We start from the raw sequence: 25,712 nt of genomic DNA, 5'->3' as shown, positions 1-25,712 counted from the left end.
ACAAAACCACGGCGAGCGCCGTGGCCCAAAACGGCAATGCAGGCGGGGAGCCCCCGCCTGCCGGTTTACCGACGATCGGGGGTATCCCCCCCATCATCACTTCCCGCTTTTAACTTTAGTCCATGCGCGGGTAATGACACGGTCCAGCTTCGGCGACTGCACGTTGAGCGTGAACAGCTTGGCGCGCAGATCGGCCGGCGGATAGACGTTCGGGTTCTCGCGCACTTCGGCGTTCACCAGCGGCGTGGAATCTTTCACCGCATTGGCGTAATAGACATAGTTGCTGATGCCCGCCATCACGTCAGGTTTCATCAGGAAGTTCAGGAACTGGTACGCGGCGTCTTTGTTCTTGGCGTCCGCCGGCATGGCGAACATGTCAAAGTAGGTCAGCGCCCCCTCTTTCGGGATCGCGTAGGCCACGTTCACGCCGTTCTTCGCCTCTTTGGCGCGGTTGGCCGCCTGCATCACGTCGCCGGACCAGCCGATCGCCACGCAGATATCACCGTTAGCCAGATCGTTGATGTACTGAGAAGAGTGGAAGTAACGAATATTCGGCCGCAGTTTCAGCAGCAGATCGTTGGCCGCGCCGGTATAGTCCGCCGCATTGGTGCTGTTGGGATCCTTGCCCAGGTAGTGCAGCACAGTGGCGTAAACCTCGCTCGGCGCATCGAGGAAGGAGACGCCGCAGCTTTTCAACTTCTCGAGGTTTTCCGGCTTGAGGATCAGATCCCAACTGTCGACAGGCGCGTCTTTGCCCAATGCCGCCTTCACCTTGTCGACGTTATAGCCGATGCCGGTGGTCACCATCAGGTATGGGATGCCGTATTTGTTGTCTTTGTCATTGTGTGCAACCAGCTTCAGCATCTCGGGATCGAGATTCTTGTAGTTGGGCATTTTGCTCTTGTCGAGCGGTTCGAAGATGCCGGCCTGAGACTGGCGCTCGAGGAAGTTGGATGAAGGAACCACCAGATCATAACCGGTGCTGCCCGCCATCAGTTTGCCTTCCAACACTTCGTTGGAGTCAAAGACGTCGTACACCACTTTGATGCCGGTTTCTTTCTGGAAATTAGCCAAAGTGTCCGGCGCGATATAATCGGACCAGTTATACACGTGCAGCGTTTTCTCTTCGGCTGACGCATTGACGGACGCGGCCATCAACAGGCCGGCAACCACACCCGATAACCACTTTTTACGTTGGGTGACCATCCGTAACTTCCTCCAAAACAGGGTGAATCATAGAATTGAACTTGTATCTGCAGCGATACAAAACCTTTCCTGATTGAGCGCAATCGTTGCAACCGCGAACTGAATGGCTATGCATATGATTGCATGCGCCTTTTTCACTGCCCTGCTCGCGTGGTCACAAGGGGAATCGCAAGCCCTTTGCAGAATCAGCAGCATAGCCGCTGCCATCGCAACCCGCCAGCCCCCAGGGTAAAAAACGCCTTTTATCGATTTTTTATGCAGTTTTCTCTATGTGACACGCCATTAACGGCGCAAAAGGCGAGAAAGATCGGGCGGCAAAGGCCAAAGTGCAGAATATTTTATTGCGGAGAGGCGTCACGGCAGCATGCCGCCGGAGCGACGGCATGCTTAAGGTATGGCGAGGATCAGTGCAGCATCGGTTGACGCACGGCGCCAGCGGGGATCTCTTCTTCGTCACCCATAAACAGCAGATCGTTCGCCCGCGCCTCAAGGATCACCATCGAGACCTGCTCTTCGCCCTGCTGCATGAAGTGGGTGAACTGCTCGTAGGTGATGCCGACCGCCACGCTCAGCGACTGGCAGACGATCAGCTTCGGCAGGTTGTCGTCCTGAATATCGACAAACGCCTTGATGGTCAGCGAGCTGGCGTTGATCTGGCTCAGGTCCGCCACCAGCGGGATCAACGCGGTCGGCTTCACTTCGGCCAGCGCGGAGAACAGAATGACGTTGTCCACCAGATCTATCTTGGCGTCGAACACGCCGTCGAAGTTCTGCATGTGCGGCAGGTGCAGCGCCTGGCAGGAATCGCACTCAAAGAAAGAAATGCCCGACTGATCCAGCCAGCGCCGCAACAGCGCCAAATCGGGGACAATGAGTGAATCCATAATAACCAGCCTCACAATATTCAATACGCGAAAAGGCGCATAGCTTACGGAATATTCACCCGATACGCCACGATCAATGCGGCTTAATTCACTAATTCAGATATTGCACGGCGGGAAATGCGCTCCGCCCACCCCGTTAACCGCCGGATTTCAGGCGGAAGCCCGGCCGGCCGCGCTGCTCAATGTATTCGATCATCATGCCGGCGATGTCCAGCCCGGTGGTGGTTTCCACCCCTTCCAGCCCCGGCGACGCGTTGACCTCCATCACCAGCGGGCCGCGCTCGGCGCGCAAGATATCCACCCCGGCGACGTCCAGCCCCAGCGTGTTCGCCGCTTTGACCGCAATCGCCCGCTCCCTGGCGGTGATGGTCACCTTGCAGGCGGTGCCGCCGCGGTGCAGGTTGGAGCGAAACTCACCGGGCTTGGCCTGCCGTTCGATGGCGGCCACCACCCGGCCGCCCACCACCAGACAGCGCACGTCGCGCCCCTGCGCCTCGCGCACGTACTCCTGCACCAGGATGTGGGCATTCAGCCCGCGAAAGGCGTCAATCACGCTTTCCGCCGCCTGACGGGTTTCCGCCAGCACCACGCCGATGCCCTGCGTGCCTTCCACCAGTTTGACCACCAGCGGCGCGCCGCCGACCAGCTCGATCAAATCGCCAGTGTCGTCCGGCGAATGGGCAAATCCGGTGATCGGCAGATCGATGCCCTGCCGCGCCAGCAACTGCAGCGAACGCAGCTTGTCGCGGGCGCGGGTAATGGCCACGGATTCGTTTAGCGGGTAGCTGCCGAGCAGTTCGAACTGGCGCAGCACCGCGGTGCCGTAAAAGGTGATGGCGGAGCCGATGCGCGGGATCACCGCATCGTAACGTTCCAGCTGACGGCCGCGATAATGAATGGTCGGCGCCGCCGGATTGATGTTCATATAGCAGGAGAGCGGATCGATGATATCGATGCTGTGCCCGCGATCTTCCGCCGCTTCACGCAGCCGCTTACATGAATAGAGCGATCCGTCGCGAGAAAGAATGGCAATTTTCACTCGTCACCCCAAAAGCCAACGCCTGCCCGGCAGGCGGGTTAGCGGCCGCGGCGCTCAGGCGCGCGGATCGCGATCCTGATTATCTTTCGATGCGTCTGCATCTTGCGGTTTGCGGCGATCGTTTTCCGGCGGCAACCCGCCGCGCATCAGCGGCCCGAAGCCCTGCACCACGCGCCATACCAGAAACGCCGCCGCCGGCACCATCAGCGCCACGCCGAGGAAAATCATGCCGACCGCCGCCTGCTGCGACGCCAGCCAACCCGGCAGTTGCAGGTGGCCGTGAATGCTGAGGTAGGCCAGCACCAGCATCACGATGCCCAGCCCTTCCAACACCAGCACCGGGCGCGGTAAGTCACCGAATGAACGCATATTTTTCCTCTCCAGAAGGTCTGCCCCCAGTGTAGTGAATTCCCGCCGATGGCGACAGCCCCGGCAGACTAATTGGTTACATGAATCAGATTAACAGGTAATTCCTGCTTTTTTTTCACCGCCTCAACGGGCATAGTAGGCGCCATCTGACGCAGGTAATGACTTTTTCGGTGACGGGATGTCGTTGCAATCGCGAATAATTTATCGAAAATCCAATTAAGGAGCGTTGCATGTTTGCAGTAATCTTCGGGCGTCCTGGCTGTCCTTATTGTGTCCGCGCTAAAGAACTGGCGGAAAAACTGACTGAAGAACGCGACGATTTCAACTTCCGTTACGTTGACATCCACGCGGAAGGCATCACCAAGGCCGATCTGGAAAAAACCGTCGGCAAACCGGTTGAAACCGTGCCGCAGATCTTCCTGGACGAGAAGCACATCGGCGGTTGCACCGATTTCGAAGCTTACGCTAAAGAACACCTGAACCTGTTCCAGTAAGTTTTTGAACGACAAAAAAGGCGCTTAACGCGCCTTTTTTTATTGCCGCTGCCGCCGGTGCAGCTGCTGCAGCGTGTGCAACAGACCGAGGGCGAACAGCATCAGCATAGCGCCGAACACGCACCAGAACACCGCGCTGGTGGCGTAAGCCAGCTCCTGCCAGAACGAATAGGACGGCGTCAGCCAAAAGTGGCGGATCAGCAGGCACAGCGGCAATGCATACAGCGCGCCAAGCAACGGGCAAAGCAGCCGCTTGCGGCTCGACAAATAGCTGGCGATTGCGCCGGGGATCACAAACAGCAGCAGGCCGGTTTCACCGTGGTGCTCATGATCCGTGCTACCGAACAGGCCGGTTTGCTGGCCGAGAAACACCAGGCTGAACAACAGAAAACAGCTGAGAATGCCCAGCCAATATCGATAACTCGTCATGCGAATTCTCCCCCGCCCAATTACCGCATCAATAGAAATCGGCCCGATCACCCGTGCGGTGACGCTGAACCGAATTTTTTCCTTGGTCAAAAGAGAGTTAAATGCGCCCGGCGGCGCAGGAAATCAGCTTTCTGTGCTGGCTGTCATCGGTCATAGCGTCTAGAATGAACGCCGCCGAACGATGGTTCGCTTCGCTTTCTGCTGGTGGTGATTCATGATGTCGTTTTAAGGCTGAATTTATCTCTTATAGTTATCTATATCAAGCACTTACTGGTAAACAATAAGTTATCCTCCGTGAACATAAACGTCGCTAGTTTGTTAAACGGTAACTACATTCTGTTACTGTTCGTGGTACTCGCACTGGGGCTATGCCTCGGTAAACTCCGTCTGGGCTCCGTCCAACTCGGTAATTCCATTGGCGTTTTGGTGGTTTCTCTGCTGCTCGGCCAGCAACACTTCGCCATTAACACCGAGGCGCTGAATCTTGGCTTCATGCTGTTTATTTTCTGCGTCGGGGTGGAAGCCGGGCCTAACTTTTTCTCGATTTTCTTCCGCGACGGCAAGAATTACCTGATGCTCGCGCTGGTGATGGTCGGTTCGGCAATGGTGATCGCCATCGGCCTCGGCAAGCTGTTCCACTGGGACATCGGCCTGACCGCCGGCATGCTGGCCGGCTCGATGACCTCGACGCCGGTGCTGGTGGGCGCCGGCGATACGCTGCGCAACACCATCGTCAACGGCCCGGCGCTGCTGGCGGCGCAGGATCATCTGAGCCTCGGCTACGCCCTCACCTACCTGATCGGCTTGGTCAGCCTGATTTTCGGCGCGCGCTACCTGCCGAAGCTGCAGCACCAGGATCTGTCCACCTCCGCCCAGCAGATCGCCCGCGAACGCGGCCTGGACACCGACAGCCAGCGCAAGGTCTACCTGCCGGTGATCCGCGCCTACCGCGTCGGCCCCGAGCTGGTGGCCTGGGCCGACGGCAAGAACCTGCGCGAACTGGGCATCTACCGCCAGACCGGCTGCTACATCGAACGCATCCGCCGCAACGGCATTCTGGCCAACCCGGACGGTGACGCGGTGCTGCAGGTGGGCGACGAGATCTCGCTGGTCGGTTATCCGGACGCCCACGCGCGGCTGGATCCGAGCTTCCGCAACGGTAAGGAAGTGTTCGATCGCGATCTGCTCGACATGCGCATCGTGACCGAAGAGATCGTGGTGAAGAACAGCAACGCGGTGAACAAACGCCTGAGCCAGCTGAAGCTGACCGACCACGGTTGCTTCCTCAACCGCGTGATCCGCAGCCAGATCGAAATGCCGATCGACGACAGCATCGTGCTCAACAAGGGCGACGTGCTGCAGGTAAGCGGCGACGCGCGCCGGGTGAAGAGCGTGGCGGAGAAGATTGGCTTTATCTCGATCCACAGCCAGGTGACCGATCTGCTGGCGTTCTGCGCCTTCTTCATCATCGGCCTGCTGATCGGCCAGATCACCATTCAGTTCAGCAACTTCTCGTTCGGCATCGGCAACGCCGCCGGCCTGTTGATGTCCGGCATCATGCTCGGCTTCCTGCGCGCCAACCACCCGACCTTCGGTTATATTCCGCAGGGCGCGCTGAACATGGTGAAAGAATTCGGCCTGATGGTGTTTATGGCGGGCGTGGGCCTGAGCGCCGGCGCCGGCATCGGCCACAGCCTGGGCGCGGTCGGCGGCCAGATGCTGATCGCCGGGCTTATCGTCAGCCTGGTGCCGGTGATTATCTGCTTCCTGTTCGGCGCCTACGTGCTGCGCATGAACCGCGCCCTGCTGTTCGGCGCCATCATGGGCGCCCGCACCTGCGCACCGGCGATGGAGATCATCAGCGACACCGCGCGCAGCAACATCCCGGCGCTGGGCTATGCCGGCACCTACGCCATCGCTAACGTGCTGTTAACGCTGGCGGGTTCTCTCATCGTGGTGCTATGGCCAGGCATACTCGGCTGATCGATTAGCGGGAGAGATGGATCGGCGATAAAAATATTTTGATTTTTTTGTCGCCGGCCAGAACTTTCGTTGGGGGCCGCAGTCTGAATTAGTGCCACTGCTTTTCTTTGATGTCCCCATTTTGTGGAGCCCGATAATCCCGCCTTTTAGGTTCAAGATTATCGGGTTTTTTGTTGCCTGCACGCCGCCGCCCGCGAGACCGCCATCAGATGGCAGCAACACCTCAACTGACGACGTACAGCGCGTCCGCTCCTTCCTGAAACATCGTTTCTCTTAACGTTTAGTGTCGGGCGGTCGGCTATCAAACAATGCATTTCCCAAGGTTTGATTGCAGAAAGAGTGAGAAAGGAGTGGCTGTATTAATTAGCAATTGGGTCTGAACCCAACAACGGCCATATCAATATCTTAATATCAAAAAAAGCAAGACATCTAAGGTGCCTTGCTTTTCTTTTTACATTAACAAGCGCCAAAAAGAACGACAGAGAACAGAACGGAACCGTTCAGATAAATAGTGGCCTTCAACCCCGTAGGAATAAAGGAACCACAGGTCTCTGCGCACACTTTAAGCTGCCCACCAATGGGAATTGGAATAGGCGAAGAAACGCAAAAGTCACCGTAGATAGGAATGGTAAAACAAATTTGGTTGTTTGCTGGGTTATAACTGGCCCCAACGCAAACCGAAAGTTTAAGCGCCAATACCCCCTGCTGCTTAAGGTCTACAGGTACCGGCGCCGGTGTTTTTTGCGAAAATCCAACCGCAGTAAAATCAGCAACATGTTCATTTTGAGCATGCGGATCTTGTTCATTGCATTTACAATCAGCCATTGGAATATCCTCGTAAGTTTTTTTAGATATTAATTAGCGAACAATGTAATTGCCGTGGAGCTAATTACATTGATGAATCTAGCAGCACAATAATTAATTTCCATCTCTTTGCCATTAAATAAAATCAATAAAACAACAATAAAATGATTAATAAGAATATTTTTATTTATGTAACCAAAACGGTTTGTTATTAGCCAAATAATTGCAATTCACAACAATATAATCAGAGATAAAGGGGGATAAAAATGAGGATATTGCGAGTGAGAATTAAAAAAACGCCATTAAACCAAGGATATTAACCTTGTTAGCTTGAGTCACTTTCTATTTTCCCTCTGTAGGTTGAAAAAATTTGGCTAAGCACTCGGCTTTCCTGACTGAAAATAAAAAACCGCCTGAAGAGCCGCATATAATTGCAAAATGCTCTTCAAACGGCTTGGTACAAGATCATGTATTCACAGCGCTAATCGCGGATTACTTTGATTCAGCCTGGCTTACGGTATCTTCGGCTTTCCAGATGCGGTATTTCACTTCCGCGTCTTTCGGCGCATACACCACGATCGGCAGGCGGCTGTTGTAACGCTGCATCGCGGCGTCGCCCAGGTTGGCGGCGATGAATTGCTTGGTCTTGGTGTTGTCCGGGCAGGCCATCATGGTCGAGGCCGGTTCAGACAGCTTCTCCAGCACCAGGTAGTCGTAACCCCAGCCGGACAGGGTTTTGGTCTCCAGCGTGCCGCCGATCATATGGCGGTTGCAGTCCACTTCCAGCGTCTTGCCGATCAGCAGTTCGACCTTGTAGTTCTCTTCGTGCTCTTGCTTCGGCAGGTAGATCACCTGGCGATTCATGCCCTTCTCGGCTTTCGGGTAAGGCGCGACTTTTTCCAGCGGCTGTTTGCTCATGTCTGCGTCATCGCCAGAGGTCGCCGCCATAGCGCCGGCGGAAACGGCCATCAGCAGGCCGGAAAATACAACGGATGCCTTGTTCATGTTTTATCCCTACACTTTTTGTCAAATAATCCGCCTATAAACTAATACACTACCGCCATGCTCGCCACAAGTTTAATCTTCTTTACAATAGGCTATAAATAGTGACAATCGCCCGATATAACCCATTAACCGGAGCAATACCCCAAAAAACCGCCGATTAAGACGAGAGAAACACGCGCTGACCGGCGCCCAAGCGGAGGGTTCTCTTGCCGCAGGACTAAGGTTTTCTTAAGACAGAATTATTACAGTGGCGCTATTCAATCCTGTCACCGAGCCTGCGCGTGAATCCAGAATCGTCATTAAATCAATCCTCAACGGCACAGCAAATTAAGACAACCGCCCTTTACTCCCTGCCGACATCCTTTTACCGTTGGCAAGTTTTTGGCCTGCTGATCAGCGGTTTGGTATTCCTGTGGCTCTCCCGCAACGAACAGCTGGACTGGGCGATCAGCAATTATTGGTACGATGCCGCCAGCGGGCATTTCCCGTGGCAAAACAATTATTGGCTGGATCTGATCAATCACCGTCTGTTGAAGCAGATAGTGATCGTGGGAGCGGTGCTCACGCTGTTTTGGGGCATCTATCGCCGCAGCGCGCGCCTGATTGTCAGCATGCTGCTTCTCGGCATCGGCCCGCTGGTGGTGGGCATTCTCAAGGCCACCAGCGCGCACTCCTGTCCGTGGGATCTGATCGAGTACGGCGGCAAGGCGATGTCCTTCCCTTTATTCGGCGCGATACCGGCGCTGCCGGGCCCCGGTCGCTGTTTCCCCGGCGGGCACGCCTCGAGCGGTTTCGCGGTCATGGCGTTATTTTTCCTGTTTTATCCGCAGCGCCCGCGCCTGGCCTGGTGCTGCTGGTGCGGCGGCATTGCGCTCGGCATGTTGATGGGCTTTGGTCAGATCATGCGCGGCGCACATTTTCTTACCCATAACCTGTGGGCGGGTTGGTGGGTTTGGTTAAGCCAGTTGGCTATTTATTGGATGATTAGCGGCTATTGGCGCCGCAAGATGAGGTAACGGTTATGGAGCAGTTAAACCATGTTCTTTTCGCCTGGATCAATGCGACCCCGGCATCTCCCGAATGGATGATCGATTTCGCCACCTTTTTGGCGCGCGATCTTATCATTATCGTGCCGCTGCTGATCGTCGGCCTGTGGCTGTGGGGGCCGCGAAGCCAGCTGGTTTCACAGCGCGAAGTGGTGGCGAAAACCACGATCGCGCTGCTGTTCGCCATGCTTGCCGCCTCCGCTATCGGCGCGCTGCTGCCGCATGAGCGTCCGTTCGTCGCCGGCGTGGGTTATACCTTCCTGGCGCACGCACCGGACAGCTCGTTCCCCAGCGATCACGGCACCGCCATCTTTACCTTTGCGCTGGCGTTCCTGTTCTGGCACCGGGTCTGGTCCGGCGCGCTGCTGATGATTGTCGCCGTCGGCATCGCCTGGTCACGCGTTTACCTCGGCGTGCACTGGCCGCTGGATATGGTCGGCGGTTTCCTGCTCGGCCTGGTCGGCTGCCTGTTCGCTCAGCTGGTATGGAATCTGTTCGGTGATGTCCTCGCCGACAAGCTGTCGCGTCTGTATCGCTTCCTGTTTGCCTTCGCCATTCGCCGCGGCTGGGTGAAAGAATAACCGCATAACATGACAGGGGCGTTACCGCCCCTGCTTTCACACCACGCCGGTGGTCACGCAAAACGCCCGCGTTTTTCCCGCTCCCAGCATCACCCCCTCACCCTCTGGCGCATTCGGGCGGCAGTTCGCCGGCTGGATAAAAGCCAGCAGCCGCCTGTTGCCCTGGACAGCGATGCGCCGCAGGCCATAGTTGAATTGCCCGGTGGCAAAACGCGTCACATAGCGGCGGCCTTGCGGCGCCAGCATAAAGAACTCGGCCTGATCCACGTAGCGCGTCAGATCGTCGGAGCACAGCAGTTCCTGCCCGATCGTATCCCCTGACAAAGCCGGCGTCGGCAGGTTCTGGCGGAATACCGCGTCGGGAATGCAATCATAGTTGAGGCGGCAAACATAGCGCAGCGGCTGCGGCCGCTCGCCCAGGTTGGTAATCTTCATCTCTATGGCGAACTGCGCGCTCTGGGCCGCCAGACGCAGCGCCGGGCCGATGCGCCAACGCTCGCCCAACCGCTCGCCTTCACCGTGCAACGTCAGCTCATCGCCCGCCAGCTGCAGCCACACGCGTTGCATCTGGATCGGCGCGCCGTCGTGACCCGGCCAGGCGGGACAGAACGCGGCGTCGTCAGCGCGCTTTCTTCCGGCGCCCCGCGCGCTGCGGCGGCCCGATTTCAGCGAATGACCGTCAAACTCAGCGTCCCAGATCGCGAGGCCCTGATACGGTAAAACCCTCAGCGCGCCACGGCAATTCGCCAGCGTCAGCATCAGCCCGCGTTCTGCGCAGCGATGCGCGCTCACCGCGAAATCCGCGTTGCGGAACAGTTCCTGCCGATGCGTCCCGAAAGCTTCAGGAGCCAGATCGATGTTGATCTCCATCTTTTTTCCCCTCGACGTTTCGCCCGTGCAGGCCGCGAGCAGCCACTGAAAATGTTATTAAAATAACAAATAACTCTCCCCTAAGTTATACAGATAACAGTGAAGTAACTATGATCTCGTCGACATTTTTCAAATCCCGCTAGGTTTATCGATGTTGGAATGTTATTATTTTCACATTACCTATCCATGCTCTTTTCTCAACTTCACTAAGGAACCGCGATGACCACCGAAAGCATCGATTACGCCAGCTATGTTGACCACACCCTGCTGGCCATGGACGCCACCGAAATGCAGATCGCCAAACTGTGCGAAGAAGCGCAGCAGCACAACTTCTATGCGGTATGCGTCAACTCCGGCTATGTGCCGCTGGCGGCCCAGCTGCTGCAGGAAAGCACCGTGAAAGTCTGCTCGGTGATCGGTTTCCCGCTGGGCGCCGGCCTGACCGTCGCCAAAGCCTTTGAAGCCAAAGCGGCGATCGCCGCCGGCGCGCAAGAGATCGACATGGTGATCAACGTCGGCTGGTTGAAAAGCGGCCTGCTGGACGAAGTGAAAGCCGACATCGCCGCCGTGCGCGAGGTTTGCGCGGCGATCCCGTTGAAGGTAATATTGGAAACCTGCCTGCTCAGCGATGCGCAGATCGTCCAGGTTTGTGAAATGTGTCGCGAACTCGATGTCGCCTTCGTGAAAACCTCCACCGGCTTCAGCACCGGCGGCGCTCGGGAAGAGCACGTCAAACTGATGCGCGAGACCGTGGGCAGCGAAATGGGCGTGAAAGCTTCCGGCGCCGTGCGCGATCGCGCCACCGCCGAGAAGATGATCAAAGCCGGCGCCACGCGTATCGGCACCAGCTCCGGCGTCGCCATCGTCTCCGGCGCCCAGCCGGCGGCGGGCAGCTACTGATCGTCGGCTCGCCCTGACGGGCATGGCCATACACTCCGATGCGGGACAATACGGGCGGCTGATGCGGCCCGATATTGCCCCGCATCGTTGTGTTTAGCGTCGGAAATGCCGGCTCGCCTTTTATCTCTATTACCTGTGGGAAGACGGATCTATGGAAACGCGGCGCGAAGAACGTATCAACCGGTTAGTTCAGGCGTTAAAACGCGCTGACAAGATCCACCTGAAAGAAGCCGCCGCGCTGCTGGGGGTCTCGGAGATGACCATTCGCCGCGATCTAAGCGCCGAACCGGCGGCCGTGGTGTTGCTCGGCGGCTACGTGGTGACCGATCCGCGCAGCAACGGCGTGACCAACTACTTCGTTTCCGATCAAAAAGCCAAACAGGTCACGGAGAAACGGCGCATCGGACTGCTGGCAGCGCCGCTGATCAATGAAAACGACACGGTGTTTTTTGACTGCGGCACCACCACCCCGGCGATCATCGACGCCATCGCCGACGAGCTGGCTTTCACCGCCGTGTGTCATTCGCTGAACACCTTCCTGGCGCTGCAGGACAAACCGAACTGCAAGGTGGTTCTGTGCGGCGGCGAGTTCAAGCCGAACAACTACATCTTTTCCAGCGTCGGCGGCCGCAACGAGCTCGATCACATCTGCCCGAACATCGCCTTTATCTCCGCCGCCGGCCTCAGCCTGCAGCACGGCGCCACCTGCTTCAACTTCGACGAGCTGGAGATGAAGCATCGCGCCATGGCGATGGCGCAGCAAAAGATCCTGGTGGCAGACCACAGCAAGTTCGGCAAAACCAAGCCGGCCTGCATCGGCCCGCTGATGCAGTTCGATCGGGTGATCACCGATCGCCAGCCGGGCGCCGACTTCCTGGCGTTCTTCAACGACAACGCCATCGCTATCCGCTATTAATTCGCCTTCAGCGCCGTCATAACCGACGGCGCACCGCGTCGATATCCCTCTTTCCCCGCCGGAAAATGAACAAATAATGCGCAATCAATTCGCGTTTTTCGCTTATCCGCACGCAACATCAGGTTAATAAAATGCAACAGCTCACCCGAGTGATTATTTTTTCGCAGGCTAAACACGCGGTCGGCTGGGTGAATTAACGGCTATTTATGGCTTTTATATGATAAATCGTGCCAAAGGCCAGGAAGTTTAAATAAACGGCGGTTTACGCGATTGCAGCAAATCTCACCAATACCTGTTAGGTATCTGTTATTTATATGATGAATGGTTACGCATTTTTATCCGCTAACCACGTAAGTAATTTCCCTTCGTTACTAGCGGTGAATTTTAAATAAAAATCATTAAAAACAAAAAGATAAATTCAATTTACCTTAAAAACACAATGTGATCCACATCACTAAAACTGCTTAATCCGGGTTTTTAGCTAGATCCAAAACCACGCATAAAATATATTGCTCGGCTTGCTGCTGGGCACAGCGCTTTATCCGGCTAATTATTGTACAAGCCACATAATCGCAGAAATTTTTATGAGAGCGTTCTCAGCACAAAATCTTACACAAATGTGCAACAAATGCGCGAAAAATCGATGAAAAAGCAGATAACTGCACATATTACGCATTTGAGAGCAGGATCACGGTTGTTTCTACTGTAAATCGTTATCTTGCCGCCAACAAAAATCGACAGGCAATGACCTGTCGGCAGCGGTAACGACTTTTATCACCCGTGAAGGTGAAAAGTCTTTAGTGAATTACCCGGCGCTGTGCCTTGGTAATGAACGCAATAAACAACCAGGGGGACGCCAAAACATCCCCGCAAGCAACACCTGATTCTTACCGCAAGCGTTGCCTGAATAGGACGTTTGACGGTTTAACCTTAAGTTTTGCCTTTTAATTTTAAATTCGTGTTCACTTCGGAGATATTTATGGACACTACACAGACCGGCACAATTGCCTCTGCGGCCTCGGGCTCCAGCAGTACCTGGCGTAAAACGGATACCATGTGGATGTTGGGCCTGTACGGCACCGCCATCGGCGCAGGCGTCCTGTTCTTGCCCATCAACGCCGGCATCGGCGGTTTGATTCCTCTGATCATCATGGCCATCATCGCTTTCCCGATGACCTTCTTTGCCCACCGCGGCCTGTGCCGTTTCGTTCTGTCCGGCAAAAATCCCGGTGAAGACATCACCGCCGTGGTGGAAGAGCACTTCGGCATCACCGCCGGTAAACTGATCACCCTGCTGTACTTCTTCGCCATCTACCCGATTCTGTTGGTTTACAGCGTGGCGATCACCAATACCGTCGACAGCTTCATCACCCACCAGTTGGGCATGACGTCGCCGCCGCGCGCCATCCTGTCGCTGATCCTGATCGTCGGCCTGATGACCATCGTGCGCTTCGGTGAGCAGGCCATCGTGAAAACCATGAGCATCCTGGTCTTCCCGTTCGTAGCGGTGCTGATGCTGCTGGCGGTATACCTGATCCCTAACTGGACCGGCGCCATCTTCGAAAACGTGTCGCTGTCCGGCAGCGGTACCGGCATGGGTCACGGCCTGATCATGACTCTGTGGCTGGCGATCCCGGTGATGGTGTTCTCCTTCAACCACTCGCCGATCATCTCCGCCTTCGCCGTCGCCAAACGCGAAGAGTACGGCGCGGACGCCGAGAAGAAATGCTCCCGCATTCTGGCTTACGCGCACATCATGATGGTGCTGACCGTGATGTTCTTCGTGTTCAGCTGCGTGCTGAGCCTGACGCCGGAAAACCTGGCGGAAGCCAAGGCGCAGAACATCTCGATTCTGTCTTACCTGGCTAACCACTTTAACAACCCGATGATCGAGTACATCGCGCCGGTTATCGCCTTCGTCGCCATCACCAAATCGTTCCTGGGCCACTACCTGGGCGCCCGTGAAGGCTTCAACGGCCTGGTTGCCAAGTCAATGAAGAGCCGCGGAAAAACCGTCAGCACCGCCAAGCTGAACCGCATGACCGCTATCTTCATGCTGGTGACCACCTGGATCGTCGCCACCCTGAACCCGAGCATCCTGGGCATGATCGAAACCCTGGGTGGCCCAATCATCGCCATGCTGCTGTTCCTGATGCCGATGTACGCCATCCGTAAAGTGCCTGCCATGCGCAAGTACAGCGGCCACATCAGCAACGTATTTGTGGTTGTGATGGGTCTGATCGCCATCTCTGCTATCGTGTTCAGCCTGCTCGGCTAATCACGTCCGGCCGGCGCCGCTGCGCGCCGGCCCTCCCGCACTGCCCCCATTTCCCGTATTCACCGCCTGAAACCTGAAGAAGGAGGCGAGACCATGGTCAGCGTTTTCGATATTTTCAAAATTGGCATTGGCCCATCCAGTTCTCACACCGTTGGTCCGATGAAAGCCGGCAAACAGTTCATTGACGATCTGATCGCCCACCAGCAGCTGCAGGACACCACCCGCGTGGTGGTCGACGTGTACGGTTCGCTGTCGTTAACCGGTAAAGGCCACCATACCGATATCGCCATCATCATGGGCCTGGCCGGCAACCTGCCGCACGACGTGGACATCGACAGCATTCCGGGCTTTATCCGCGACGTCGAACAGCGCGGCCGCCTGCCGCTGGCCAACGGCCACCACGAGGTGGATTTCCCGCAGCATGGCGGCATGAATTTCCACGGCGATAACCTGCCGCTGCACGAAAACGGCATGCGCATCCGCGCCTTCGCCGGTGAACGCTTGCTGCACAGCAAAACCTATTACTCGATCGGCGGCGGTTTCATCGTCGACGAAGAGCACTTCGGCCAGTCCGCCGAGGGCGCAACGCCGGTGCCCTACCCGTTCAAATCGGCGCACGATTTGCAGCAGCATTGCAAAGAGACCGGGCTGTCGTTGTCCGGCCTGGTGATGCAGAACGAGCTGGCGCTGCGCAGCAAAGCGGATATCGACGCGCACTTCGCCGACGTCTGGCAGGTGATGAGCGCCGGTATTGAGCGCGGCATCAACACCGAAGGCCTGCTGCCCGGCCCGATGAAGGTGCCGCGCCGCGCCGCCGCGCTGCGCCGCATTCTGGTGACCGGAGACAAGAACAATATCGACCCGATGAACGTGGTCGATTGGATCAACATGTTCGCGCTGGCGGTCAACGAAGAGAACGCCGCCGGTGGCCGCGTGGTTACCGCCCCGACCAACGGCGCCTGCGGCATCATCCCTGCGGTGCTGGCCTACTACGACAAGTTCATCCGCCCGGTGAACGCCAATTCCTACACCCGCTACTTCCTGGCGTCCGGCGTGATTGGCGCGCTGTACAAGATGAACGCCTCGATCTCCGGCGCCGAAGTGGGTTGCCAGGGGGAAGTGGGCGTCGCCTGCTCGATGGCGGCGGCCGGGTTGACCGAGCTGCTGGGCGGCAGCCCGGCGCAGGTGTGCATCGCGGCGGAGATCGCCATGGAGCACCATTTGGGACTGACCTGCGATCCGCTCGCCGGCCAGGTTCAGGTGCCTTGCATCGAACGCAACGCCATTTCCGCCGTCAAGGCAGTCAATGCCGCGCGCATGGCGATGCGCCGCACCAGCCAACCGCGGGTTTGTCTGGATAAGGTCATCGAAACCATGTACGAAACCGGCAAAGACATGAACGCCAAATACCGCGAAACCTCACAGGGCGGGCTGGCGATCAAGGTCGTGGCCTGCAACTGATCGCCACGGTAAGGCACTTAAGGCGCCGGCCGGTCCGATTTGGCCGGCGCCGTCTCAATGCCGTTCCTTCCCTGCCGCAACGCCCGGCTGAATGCCGGTTCGAGCCCCATGGCGCCGGGACGGGCGCTGTGTCGCAGCCACCCATAAAGCTCGGCATTACGCCGGAATCCCATTTTGCGCATAACGCTCATCTTGTGGTTGCTGACGGTTTTCACGCTGATGTCCAGCATCCGTGCGATTTGCGTCACCCCCATCTCCCGCGTCATACAGCGCATGATCTCCTGTTCGCGCAGCGTCAGGCCGCGGTGCTGGCATATGCAGTTCCTGCCACAACCCGGCCTGCCCGGCCATTTGCTGCGCCGTTCCAGCTCGGCGCTCACCTGATACAGCGCCGAGACCAACGGCGTATCGTGGTAGATAACACCGGCCTCCAGCGCGCAACGGTTCCCAACGGTGCGCTTATGCCGCCCCTCCGGCGTTCGCAACGAGAAATACAGCGTTTTGCGCCCCGCGGTCTGCGTCTCAAAGAAGTGACAAAAACAGCTTTGCACGCCGGGAGGAAAATAGCAGAACACCAGATCGGCTTCGTGAACCTGCTGCGCATCCAGTAACAGCGTGCGCTTGCCGTAAGTGCTGAAGTGCAGCGCCAGAGCCTCCTGCCAGCCGGCGCTGAAGTAACGGTTTTCATCAAATAGCGCGATTTTTATCATCGTGTTCATCCCTGCCCTCCCGCCGTTCCGGCTTCCCGTTTAACCGCCTGAGCGCCCTTTGCCGGCGCCTGACTGTTGTCGATGCGTAATTCATAAATCATGGTGGCGTTAGGTGGCACTTTCGGCGGGTAGCCGGTTTCGCCGTAGGCCAGCGCCGGCGGCACAACCATCGTCAGCGAACCGTGGTTGTGCAGATGGCTTATCGCCTCCCTGAACAGCGGCGGATACTCGGACAGCGGTTGCGACAGCACCTTGCCGCTCAGTTCCATATCCTGGATCACCGTACCGTCGGTCAACTTCTCCTTCACGACCACATCGACCACCGCCGTTGGCGCCAGCGCGCCCTCCCCGGCGTAATCCACCCGATACCAAAAGCCCATCGCCGACTGCTTTACGCCCTTTTGTTGACTGAATCGCGCCAGGTAATCTTCATCACGCCGCCGCTGTTCGTTAACGCGTTTCTCACGCGCGGCCACGGCGGCGGCATCCGCCTGCGCCGTCAGCGCATCCAGTTCATCCGGCGGCAGCCGCAAACGCCCCGAGACGCTATCGATGACGCCCGCCAACAGGCTGTCGCGGTCCACCGGTACGCCCCAGCTTTGACGCGCCGCCACTACCCCCTGAATGTCCCGCCCCAGCGCACTGCCCGCCGCATAGGACAAACGCTTGCGTTCATCCTTCAACTGCTCCGGCGTCACTTCCCATTGCAGCCGCTTATGCAGCGCCAATAGCGCTTCGCGCGTCTGCTGGGTCACTTTCTGCTCACCGGCCCGCTTCTGCTCGCTCTCTTCCAACGCAGCGCGCAGAGCGTGCAACGCCTCCTGGTGCTCCCGTTGGCGTTGTGCAAGCGTCTGTGCCGATGCCTGCGCGGCAGATTCCAGCTCGGTAACGCGCCGTTCGGCCTGCGCCGCCGCCGCTCTGCTTTTGGCGGTTTCCTGCGTCGCCTGACGCAACAGCGCCTCGGCGCGCTGCGCATCGGGCGAACCGCGCCAGGCGGCGCCCAGCCCGGCGATCCACTGCTGAAGCGTTGACGAGTCCGGCAACGTCGCGACGGATGGCGTCGCTTTCTCCGCCCGCAACGCGGCGAGTTCCTGGCGCAACATCGTCAGTTCCATTCGCTGACGCGCCAGCTGTTGATCACGCGCCAATAATTCCTGGGTCAGCGTAAAAGCTTTGGCCGATGAAGCAGGCTGGTTGGCGCCCGACGTGCGCTTTGCCGGCTCAGGCCTTTTTTGTCCCGCCCCGCGGTCGGCTGGCGCCGCTTTTTCGTTCGTCGGCACGGTGTTTTGCCGTTGATACTGCTCGGCAAACTGCAGCAGCGCCGGCACGCCGTCGTCCGCCAGCGCGACGCCGGAGAACAGCAGAGCGACGCAGCCCAGCTGGCGCAGCCTCATTTAATCTGCTCCCCGCGATCCGCCAAGCCGGTCAACACCGCCTGATTCACCCCGGCGCACAGATAGTTGACCTTGTAGCGATACAGCGCATCCACCGTCGCCTGCGTGTCGCCGTTTACCCTGGCGCGCAGGCTGGCGTACTGCGAAGCGCCGCTCATCAGGCTGTCGAAGGCCTGCTTATAGCGCTGATACTGTTTCTCGTCGATCGCGCGCAATGCCCCCAGTTGCTGCTGGCACTGCTGCAGCTGCTCGGCCTCACGCTGCTTGCGCAAAGCCTCTTCTGACGGAGGTTGCACAACCTGATTTTTAGTGTTCACGGCGGGCTTGCCCGACTTTTGGCTTTGGCAAGCGGCGGCGCTCAACGCCAACAGGCACAGCAGCCCCATGCGCAGGGCGTGATTGACGTGCTTTCTCATCATTGCGTTTCTTGTCCTTGTAGACGCTTATTCGTATTCCAACGTAAAAGTGGCCACCGCGCTGAAAGTGCCGCGGCCGATGGACTTCGTCTGGATAGCCTCCGGCTCCCCTTGCACATAGGCCTGCAGCGTAAGCGTGGTGTTGCCGGCATTCAGGCGGAATTTATCGCTGGCGCGATTGAGCGGCAGCGCCTTGCCGCTGCTGTCCTCCAGCCCGATGCCGATCCCCGACGCCAGGCTGCCGGCATCCAACGCCAACAGGCCGGGCAGTTTGGCGTTCTCGGTGCCGGTAAACGTGATAGCCACCGTATTGCCCAGGCTGAGATCGCACTCGGTCAGGTGCAACGCGAAGGTTTGGCTGTGGGAGCGGGTGTTCAGATACAGGTATTTGTCGACGATGGTGCCGAAATCCAGCGGAATGTCCTCATCCCCTGGCTGAATGACGCACGGCTCGGCCACCAGCGTGCCGTGAAAGCGCATGTTTTCCGCCGCAGTCGCCGACTGCGCCATTATGCCGGCCGCCATGACCATGCCAGCCCCCAACAGCGCGCTCCGGCGCCGGTTCGTCTCTGTCGCGCGCATGACGCCACTCCCTTTGGTTGCGCTTGCGCCGACCGGGCGCAAGCGGCGTATTAGTCGTAGTAAAGCCGGAAATCGATCGCCGCACGGTAAGCGCCGGCGCTCAGCGTCGCCGGGGTGCGCACCGGCGTCACCGTGTACATCAGGGTGTTTTGTCCCGGCGTCAGCAATACCGGTTTGTTACGCGCGCCGAGGCGCACTGGCAGGCCGGTGGCATCTGCCAACTGCAACCCCAATCCGGTAACGCCGGCGACCCTGACCAACCCCGGCGCGTCGTCATCCGTCGGCGCGGCAAACGCCACGGACACCGCAGGCTGGCTGCCGCTCCAGGCCAGCACTCCGGTCCAGGCGTCGCGGTTGCTCGCCGGCGCCCGCAGACAGTCTTTCAGCGTCAGCTCGAACGCCACCGGCGTGCCGCGATCGCCCGGGCGCTGGAAGTGCGCCGTTCCCGTCTCACCCAACCACACTTCCTGACGAGCGGTGGTCATTTCCAGGCTGCAGGCGCTTTCCGTCAACGCGCCGTAGACGTGGAGCGTGCCGTTCGCGCCCTCCACGTCCCAATTGTCTACCGCGCGGGCCGGCGGCATCAGCATCAGCATCGCGCCCGCCGTCAGCGGCACCATCAGCGCGGCCAATACCGTCAGGCCGATAGTGCGTCGCTGATGACGCTCATAGGCCTTTCCCAACAGCATGGGGATCTTTCGTTGCATGATTCGTTCACTCCGCTGTGTTCACTCTGTCTTTCCTGCCTGCGCGCGGCTCGTCATTTGGCGGCCGGCACGGCCTGGCAGGCATTGCCGGCGCAGCGGAAGTTCAACTGCGGCCGCCCGCCGTAATCGTTGATGTACGCCAGCGACGGCGCGTTGCCGAGGCTCGCGGCGGAGACGTTCAGCGGGGCATTGGCCTTCGGCGCCACCATCAACGGTTCAAAGCCCGCCGCCCCTTTCCCGCCCTTGCCGGCGCTCGCCTCAACGATCGTCACGTAATACGGGGTCGGGTTGTTCACCACGTACTTGTCACCCTGCCGGGTCAGGGTCAGCTGCTCCTGCCACGGCGCCGCATTCTTCTTCGGGGCGAGCGCCGCCGGGCGATAAAACATTTTGATGCGCGTCTGCAACGCTATCTGCAGCGTATTCGGCTTGTTGCTGCGCGGCGGGATTTCACGCAGGTTGAAGTAATACAGCGTCTCCCTGTCCTGCGGCAGCTGACGCGCGGCCGGCAGCGACTGGATCTTCACCTGGCTCGGTTTGCCCGGCTCCACCCGCTGCACCGGCGGCAACACGGTGAAAGGGCTTTGGATTTTGTTGCCGCGATCGTCTTCGATCCACCCCTGCGCCAGATACGGCAACTGTTTGTTCTGGTTACTGATGTTGAGACTGACCGTTTTCAGGTCGCCGTCGAAAATCACGCGCGTGCGATCCAGCGCGATAGCCGCATGAGCGGGCAGGCCGACCGCGCCGAGCGTCAATGCGGCGGCGAGCGGGCCCACAAGGGAAACGGTCTTTCTGGTCATAGTCAGATTCATCATGTCTTCACGGTTCCAGTCGGCCGAAGGCGGGCAATCCCGCTCCGGCGGTTTAGCGGCGGAGCGCACTCCGCCGGGTATAAGTCAGTTGGCGTCAGCCGCCGGCTTGTTGCCGGCAAGAGGACGGCAAGGCAGCAGCAGCGTGTTCATCGTGTTCATCAGCATTTCGGCCGGCAACGGCGCCGGCAGCTGGATTTCACACTGCGCCGCGCCGTTCCAATGCACGCTCATGCGCTCGCCGGGGTTGAGGCCAGACAGGTAAACGCTGCCGCCGTCATTGATGATGCCGGTCTCCTGTTTACGGGCATTCAACACCGTGGCGCCGAATGGAGGCTCGCTGCCGTCCGCCAGTTTGACGATCGCCATCGCCTTCTCGCCGGCAATCACCTCAAACTTGCGGTAGCCGATGGCTCCCTCGGTCAACGTGGCCTGCACCACGGAACGCGTCGCCTCGACGTTGTCGCTCAGGCTGTTGAGATCAATGCTGGCCTTATTGCGGTAGTAGCTGTTTACATCCGCCACCACCGCTTTGCCGTAACGGTTGGTCAGCACCGTACTGCCGTAGCCGCGTACCGGCACGCCGGCGACGCCTTCGGTATCGAGCAGCAAGCGTGTGCCGCCCGGCGTATTGACACGGTGCAGCACCGCCCCTTCCGCCGCCATCGTCAGGCCGCCCTGCGCGCCGATGCCGACGGCGCTATAGCGGCCGGCCTGGTAGCTGGCGTTGGCGTTGATCTGCGCCATATCGCCCTGATGGCTGTAATAGCCGCTGGCCGTCGCCCCGCTGCGTGCGGCGCCGGCGCTGATCTGATAGTTGTTGTGTTCATCGACCCGGTTGTAGTAACCGACCCGGTGGGCGTTCTCTTCGCGATCGAGCGTCATGTTGTAACTGAGCGTGCCCGCGCTGCCCCAGGGCAGCGACAGCGACAGATACATCCCGTCGTCATTGCGTTCGTTATAGCGGTTGCGATAGGCCGACAGCGACACGCTGACGCTCTTGAAATCGCCGATATCGAAGTAGCGCGATACCATCAGGTTGTAACGATCGTTCGGCGCCCGATCCCAGTAGGTTTGGTGGCTGTAGTTGAGATAGGTGCTCAACCCCAGATCGCGGAACTGTTTGTTGAAGGTGATGGTGTACATTTCCTTGCTCTTGCCGCTGCGTCCTCCTTCGTAACGCGCATCGAGGTAGTCCCCCATGCTCATGAAGTCCTCCTGGGAGAAGCGGTAGCCGGCGAAGGTGATCTGGCTGTCGTACTGGTCGAAGTTCTTCGAATAGCTCAACCGGTACGAACCGCCGGTCAGAGCGCCCTCCTGCGGCAAGCGCGCACGCGACTGCGTGGCATCGAACGACAACGCCCCCAGCGCCATCAGATCGCGCCCGATCCCCAGCGACAGCGCGTTGTAATCGCCGCCGGCGATGCCCCCGCCGTACAGCGACCAGCCGTTGCTGATGCCCCAGGAGAACTCACCGGTGCCGAACATCGGCCCGCGCAGGTGATGCCCCCATTCCGACGGCTTGCCCGTCGCCAGCTTGTAACGCACCGTACCCGGTCGCGTCAGATAAGGGATGTTGGCGGTGTTCATCTTGAACTCCTGCACGCTGCCGTCTTGCTCTTCGACGCGTACGTCCAGCTCGCCGGAAACCGCGTCGTTGATGTCCTGAATGCGGAATGGCCCCGCCGCCACCTGCGTCTCATACAGCACGCGCCCCTGTTGGCTGACCACCACCTTGGCGTTGGTTTTCGCCACGCCCGTCACTTCCGGCGCATAGCCGCGCAGGTTGGGCGGCAGCATGCTGTCGTCGGATCGCAGACTGACGCCGGTAAAACGCAGGCTGTCGAAAATGTCGGAGTTCAGATAATCCTCCCCCATCGTCAGCCGCGAGCGCAGCGCCGGAATAGCCCGATAGGCGTAATAGCGGCTCCAGTCGAACTGTTTGTCGGTCGACTGAGAAGAACCGGTCTGATGGTTGAGATTAGCCTGCCAATCGGCGCGTAGACGCCAGGCGCCCAGATTGGCGCCGCCGGTGCCGTTGCCGCTCAGGCTGTAACTGCTGCCGCCTTTCTGATGTTTTTGCGTTTGAGCATTGACGTTATAGTCAAACAGCAACCCGGGAATACCGTCATCCCAGCGCGAAGGCGGGTCCCAGTTTTCCGAGCTGTATTCCAGATAGGCCTGAGGAATATTGAGGTACAGCGAGGAGCTGGCAAGATCGCCGCGGGCCTCCATCCCAGCCAGGCTGGAGGCCTCAAGGCAACGGCCGCCGTGCGTCCAGTTCAGCGTGCTCAACAGTTTTTCTTTCAGCCCCAGTTGGTTGACCAACTCCGGCGAAAGACAGGCTTCGCTGCCTTTAGGATCGTTCTCGGGCGCCATAAACGTCACCGGCTGTTCCGGCAGGTCGTTCTTATTGACGTGCACCACCATGGTATAAACGCCCGGCATGATGTAGCCGCTGCGCGTAAATTGGCTCAGATCGATATTTTTACGATCGTTGATGTCCAAGACGTCAGTATTGAATTGAATAACGTCGGCGGCATAAACCAACGCGATCGGATTTCCCAGAGAAAGGGCGACACAGAGCCCCAAGGCCTGAAGACGAAATAACTTCCCTGCCGGTGAAAGCATAATAAAGTCCTTTCAATAACGAATTAACCGTCAGTACGAGAAAAAATCAAAAATAATCCAGCTTAAAACGCACTGTGGAAAAATACGCTCCCACCTTCAACGGCTGGTGATTCGGCATTAACGTCATGGAATAATTCAGCACTCGGCTCCCCGGTATTATTCCCTCCATCGGCAACGGTTCCCCTGGAATAACCGGCCTGCCGCGGCTGTCTTTTATCTTCAATGCGATGCCGCGCGCATCACCCTGTACGCCAAACAAAACGCCTTCCGCCAAACCGTCAAACGTGACCTGAAAGAATTTCCAATCAGGCTTGTTTTCCGGACGTTCCAAAATGCAATTAACCAATTCAATACTGAAAGGTTTAGTCATCCCCTGGCCGTCACGAATGATCTGTCCGATAGGAAGCGTGTCCATATCGATAGTCTGATCGCGGCTGCCGGCGGCAATGGCGCAGGCAGTGTCGATAATGGCGCCGTGCATACTGACTTTGCCCCACCCCTGTGCGGCGGAAATTGCACTGCCGGGCGCAAACGCCAACGACGCCAAAAGAACGGCACCCGCTCGATTCCTTGAAAAAAACATCGCGACATTCCTTTGACACAGAGAGTCACCAGGCATGCGGCGTACCCCATGCCTGGTTGATTAAGCCTGCTGTCTCACTTACTGATAAGCCAGAGTGAAGTCGGCTACGGCGGTGAAATCGCCCGGAACGATGGCTGCGGAAGCGCCTTCACCCTGCAGGTAAGCGGCGAAGTTCAGGCTGTTGTTGCCAGTATTCAGCGTCTGTGCCGCAGTCGCCTGACCCAGTTTGATCGGCTGGCCGCCATAAGTGATTGCTACGCCGGCGCCGCTGGCGGTCCCCGCGATACCCAACAGATCCTTGTTGGTTGACGATGCAATGCCGCTGAAGGTGGTTTTAACGGTTTTCAGCGTAGTGGTATCACACTGCTCCAGCTTGATTTCAAACGGACGCGGGTTGGATTTGCCGCCGTTTTTCAACGCCACGTTAGAAACCTGGCCCAGATCTACGGTCTGATCGATAGACTCGGGTGCAATAGAGCATGGCGCATCAATAATAGAACCCGTGAAGGTCACTTTACCGTGTCCCTGATCGGCTGCCTGTGCAAAAGAACTTGCGCCAAATGCAATCACTGCAGCCATCATGATTTTGTTAAGTTTCATAGAACCTATATTCCTTATAAGAAAAAATGCATATTCCAATCAAGAAAAAGAGCAACAGGAAATCTGCTCGCGCTTATATATGCGCAGCCCTGATTCTTTAGCATCTTGCTGGTTGGTTAACTGCCAAAACCCAAAAATACCGACAATAAACACGTCGATAATGGCAAGTCTGCAGCGGCCCGCCCATTAATGAACTCGTCATATAAAAATAAACGAAATCACAACAAGCAGAGACCAATACTTTCTAACTCGCCCTTCTTGTCTGGCGATTAATATTCTGGCAAATGCCCACCAGCAAAAAAAGTCTTTTTTTGATCAAGACGAACATTCGCAATTTATTTCCTAATTAAAGTTAATTTAGTGTTATTTTTAGGCTCATAGATCGTAAAAAATACTTTTATAGTGCAATATCCTGTTTTTCTCTGTTTCACAATTAATCAGATCGCAAAGCAGCTCTTTGTGAATATAATAAACCAAAACTTTAGGTTTCTGCGTGACACTCCCCCAGCCTGCAAACAGGTAAGAACGGAGTGGGAAACCCCTTTTTTTCAATCCTGATAAATAGATAGGATTTTTCTTGATTCGCGATTTACCTCGTTATTGGTAGGCAGTGAAACTTTGTTTTTTCTTAGGAATACAGCAATCGGAATACAGAGGAAGTGCTATGGAAGCGTTATCTCCAAAACAAAAGGAAATACGGCAATTGCAGCACGATCTGCTGCAAACACTATTCGCGCAGTCGCCCCGTCAATGTCCCGACACCGGACTGCCACCTCAGCATCTGTGGTTGTCTACCCGGCAACTGGCCAACGCCGTCAACGTCGGTGTTTACCGCGCCCGGCTACTGCTGTTGGAACTCGTCGCCAAACAAGAAGTGCTCGTAACAGACGGCTCCATCAACAACTCGTTGAGGTGGTACCCCACTGCCCTACTGCCAGCTGGCAACAAGGAAATACCAGGAATAGATGCGCCTTATTCTCGTTTAACGGAATAACGCCGGCACAGTCAGCCT

The 25,712-nt window shown here is 57.7% G+C and carries 26 protein-coding genes; 9 read left to right on the top strand and 17 right to left on the bottom strand.

Annotated elements, in window-relative coordinates; translation table 11 throughout:
• Positions 1-96: 96 nt before the first annotated feature.
• From potF to J0F90_RS08180, 4 genes are all read right to left on the bottom strand, one after another.
• Positions 97-1,206: a spermidine/putrescine ABC transporter substrate-binding protein PotF gene (potF, locus tag J0F90_RS08195; RefSeq protein ID WP_015377292.1), complete on the bottom strand. Its 1,110-nt coding sequence runs from the start codon at positions 1,204-1,206 to the stop codon at positions 97-99.
• Between the two features lie 404 nt (positions 1,207-1,610).
• Positions 1,611-2,090, bottom strand: coding sequence for a type III secretion system chaperone family protein (locus J0F90_RS08190; RefSeq protein WP_004938666.1), 480 nt, complete (start codon positions 2,088-2,090; stop codon positions 1,611-1,613).
• Between the two features lie 136 nt (positions 2,091-2,226).
• Positions 2,227-3,129, bottom strand: coding sequence for a 30S ribosomal protein S6--L-glutamate ligase (gene rimK, locus J0F90_RS08185; protein ID WP_033640833.1), 903 nt, complete (start codon positions 3,127-3,129; stop codon positions 2,227-2,229).
• Between the two features lie 54 nt (positions 3,130-3,183).
• Complete coding sequence (locus tag J0F90_RS08180) at positions 3,184-3,498, bottom strand: YbjC family protein (protein WP_015377290.1); 315 nt, start codon at positions 3,496-3,498, stop codon at positions 3,184-3,186.
• Positions 3,499-3,728: 230 nt separating this feature from the next.
• Here J0F90_RS08180 and J0F90_RS08175 point away from each other — a divergent pair, with 230 nt between their 5' ends.
• Positions 3,729-3,992 carry a GrxA family glutaredoxin gene (locus J0F90_RS08175; protein WP_004938676.1) on the top strand — a complete coding sequence of 88 codons (264 nt, stop codon included), beginning with the start codon at positions 3,729-3,731 and terminating at the stop codon, positions 3,990-3,992.
• A gap of 39 nt (positions 3,993-4,031) precedes the next feature.
• On the opposite strand, the gene J0F90_RS08170 is transcribed toward J0F90_RS08175, so the two are convergent.
• Complete coding sequence (locus tag J0F90_RS08170; protein WP_004938679.1) at positions 4,032-4,421, bottom strand: inner membrane protein YbjM; 390 nt, start codon at positions 4,419-4,421, stop codon at positions 4,032-4,034.
• A 294-nt stretch (positions 4,422-4,715) separates the two neighbouring features.
• On the opposite strand from J0F90_RS08170, the gene J0F90_RS08165 reads away from it, so the two are divergent.
• The gene (locus J0F90_RS08165; RefSeq protein ID WP_004938680.1) at positions 4,716-6,404 is read left to right on the top strand and encodes an aspartate:alanine antiporter; all 1,689 of its coding nucleotides are present in this window, start codon (positions 4,716-4,718) and stop codon (positions 6,402-6,404) included.
• A gap of 456 nt (positions 6,405-6,860) precedes the next feature.
• Here J0F90_RS08165 and J0F90_RS08160 read toward each other — a convergent pair whose 3' ends face one another.
• Complete coding sequence (locus tag J0F90_RS08160) at positions 6,861-7,229, bottom strand: hypothetical protein (protein WP_071796762.1); 369 nt, start codon at positions 7,227-7,229, stop codon at positions 6,861-6,863.
• A gap of 471 nt (positions 7,230-7,700) precedes the next feature.
• Positions 7,701-8,213 (bottom strand): serine protease inhibitor ecotin, encoded by a 513-nt coding sequence (gene eco, locus J0F90_RS08155; protein ID WP_016928367.1) that lies wholly within the window; start codon positions 8,211-8,213, stop codon positions 7,701-7,703.
• 281 nt (positions 8,214-8,494) lie between these two features.
• Between eco and J0F90_RS08150 the strand changes: the two genes are divergently transcribed.
• Both J0F90_RS08150 and ybjG read left to right on the top strand, forming a co-directional pair.
• Complete coding sequence (locus J0F90_RS08150) at positions 8,495-9,229, top strand: phosphatase PAP2 family protein (protein WP_033640834.1); 735 nt, start codon at positions 8,495-8,497, stop codon at positions 9,227-9,229.
• Between the two features lie 5 nt (positions 9,230-9,234).
• Positions 9,235-9,840 carry an undecaprenyl-diphosphate phosphatase gene (gene ybjG / locus J0F90_RS08145; protein ID WP_028127970.1) on the top strand — a complete coding sequence of 202 codons (606 nt, stop codon included), beginning with the start codon at positions 9,235-9,237 and terminating at the stop codon, positions 9,838-9,840.
• Positions 9,841-9,876: 36 nt separating this feature from the next.
• On the opposite strand, the gene J0F90_RS08140 is transcribed toward ybjG, so the two are convergent.
• A complete protein-coding gene (locus tag J0F90_RS08140) occupies positions 9,877-10,710 on the bottom strand; it encodes an aldose epimerase family protein (protein WP_033640835.1) in 834 nt (277 codons plus the stop codon).
• A gap of 219 nt (positions 10,711-10,929) precedes the next feature.
• Between J0F90_RS08140 and deoC the strand changes: the two genes are divergently transcribed.
• From deoC to J0F90_RS08120, 4 genes are all read left to right on the top strand, one after another.
• Positions 10,930-11,610, top strand: a complete 681-nt coding sequence (gene deoC, locus J0F90_RS08135) for a deoxyribose-phosphate aldolase (RefSeq protein ID WP_016928371.1) — start codon at positions 10,930-10,932, stop codon at positions 11,608-11,610.
• A 151-nt stretch (positions 11,611-11,761) separates the two neighbouring features.
• Positions 11,762-12,526, top strand: coding sequence for a DNA-binding transcriptional repressor DeoR (gene deoR / locus J0F90_RS08130; RefSeq protein WP_033640836.1), 765 nt, complete (start codon positions 11,762-11,764; stop codon positions 12,524-12,526).
• A 979-nt stretch (positions 12,527-13,505) separates the two neighbouring features.
• Complete coding sequence (locus J0F90_RS08125) at positions 13,506-14,804, top strand: HAAAP family serine/threonine permease (RefSeq protein ID WP_004938697.1); 1,299 nt, start codon at positions 13,506-13,508, stop codon at positions 14,802-14,804.
• Between the two features lie 93 nt (positions 14,805-14,897).
• Positions 14,898-16,265, top strand: a complete 1,368-nt coding sequence (locus tag J0F90_RS08120) for an L-serine ammonia-lyase (protein WP_033640837.1) — start codon at positions 14,898-14,900, stop codon at positions 16,263-16,265.
• A 17-nt stretch (positions 16,266-16,282) separates the two neighbouring features.
• Here J0F90_RS08120 and J0F90_RS08115 read toward each other — a convergent pair whose 3' ends face one another.
• The 9 genes from J0F90_RS08115 to J0F90_RS08075 form a co-directional block, all read right to left on the bottom strand.
• Entirely contained in the window at positions 16,283-16,984 is a 702-nt protein-coding gene (locus J0F90_RS08115) for a helix-turn-helix domain-containing protein (protein WP_102025902.1), read from the bottom strand.
• Entirely contained in the window at positions 16,981-18,369 is a 1,389-nt protein-coding gene (locus J0F90_RS08110; protein WP_033640838.1) for an FKBP-type peptidyl-prolyl cis-trans isomerase N-terminal domain-containing protein, read from the bottom strand. Before J0F90_RS08110 ends, J0F90_RS08115 begins: the two co-directional genes overlap by 4 nt.
• Entirely contained in the window at positions 18,366-18,788 is a 423-nt protein-coding gene (locus J0F90_RS08105) for a hypothetical protein (protein ID WP_016928377.1), read from the bottom strand. The genes J0F90_RS08110 and J0F90_RS08105 overlap by 4 nt, the downstream gene beginning before the upstream one ends.
• Positions 18,789-18,812: 24 nt before the next feature.
• The gene (locus J0F90_RS08100) at positions 18,813-19,367 is read right to left on the bottom strand and encodes a fimbrial protein (protein WP_028127969.1); all 555 of its coding nucleotides are present in this window, start codon (positions 19,365-19,367) and stop codon (positions 18,813-18,815) included.
• A gap of 50 nt (positions 19,368-19,417) precedes the next feature.
• Positions 19,418-20,056 (bottom strand): fimbrial protein, encoded by a 639-nt coding sequence (locus J0F90_RS08095; RefSeq protein ID WP_033640839.1) that lies wholly within the window; start codon positions 20,054-20,056, stop codon positions 19,418-19,420.
• Between the two features lie 71 nt (positions 20,057-20,127).
• The gene (locus tag J0F90_RS08090) at positions 20,128-20,892 is read right to left on the bottom strand and encodes a fimbria/pilus periplasmic chaperone (RefSeq protein WP_079451001.1); all 765 of its coding nucleotides are present in this window, start codon (positions 20,890-20,892) and stop codon (positions 20,128-20,130) included.
• Positions 20,893-20,973: 81 nt separating this feature from the next.
• Positions 20,974-23,517 (bottom strand): outer membrane usher protein, encoded by a 2,544-nt coding sequence (locus J0F90_RS08085; protein WP_080286926.1) that lies wholly within the window; start codon positions 23,515-23,517, stop codon positions 20,974-20,976.
• A gap of 46 nt (positions 23,518-23,563) precedes the next feature.
• A complete protein-coding gene (locus J0F90_RS08080; RefSeq protein WP_016928382.1) occupies positions 23,564-24,100 on the bottom strand; it encodes a fimbrial protein in 537 nt (178 codons plus the stop codon).
• 78 nt (positions 24,101-24,178) lie between these two features.
• Positions 24,179-24,700: a fimbrial protein gene (locus tag J0F90_RS08075; protein ID WP_004938731.1), complete on the bottom strand. Its 522-nt coding sequence runs from the start codon at positions 24,698-24,700 to the stop codon at positions 24,179-24,181.
• A 664-nt stretch (positions 24,701-25,364) separates the two neighbouring features.
• Here J0F90_RS08075 and J0F90_RS08070 point away from each other — a divergent pair.
• The gene (locus J0F90_RS08070) at positions 25,365-25,694 is read left to right on the top strand and encodes a hypothetical protein (RefSeq protein ID WP_016928383.1); all 330 of its coding nucleotides are present in this window, start codon (positions 25,365-25,367) and stop codon (positions 25,692-25,694) included.
• Positions 25,695-25,712: the final 18 nt, after the last annotated feature.

It is taken from the genome of Serratia marcescens subsp. marcescens ATCC 13880 (assembly GCF_017299535.1).
Lineage (GTDB): Bacteria > Pseudomonadota > Gammaproteobacteria > Enterobacterales > Enterobacteriaceae > Serratia > Serratia marcescens.
The sequence above is the reverse complement of the archived record's forward strand: the minus strand, read 5'-3'. Positions and strand labels throughout refer to the sequence as shown.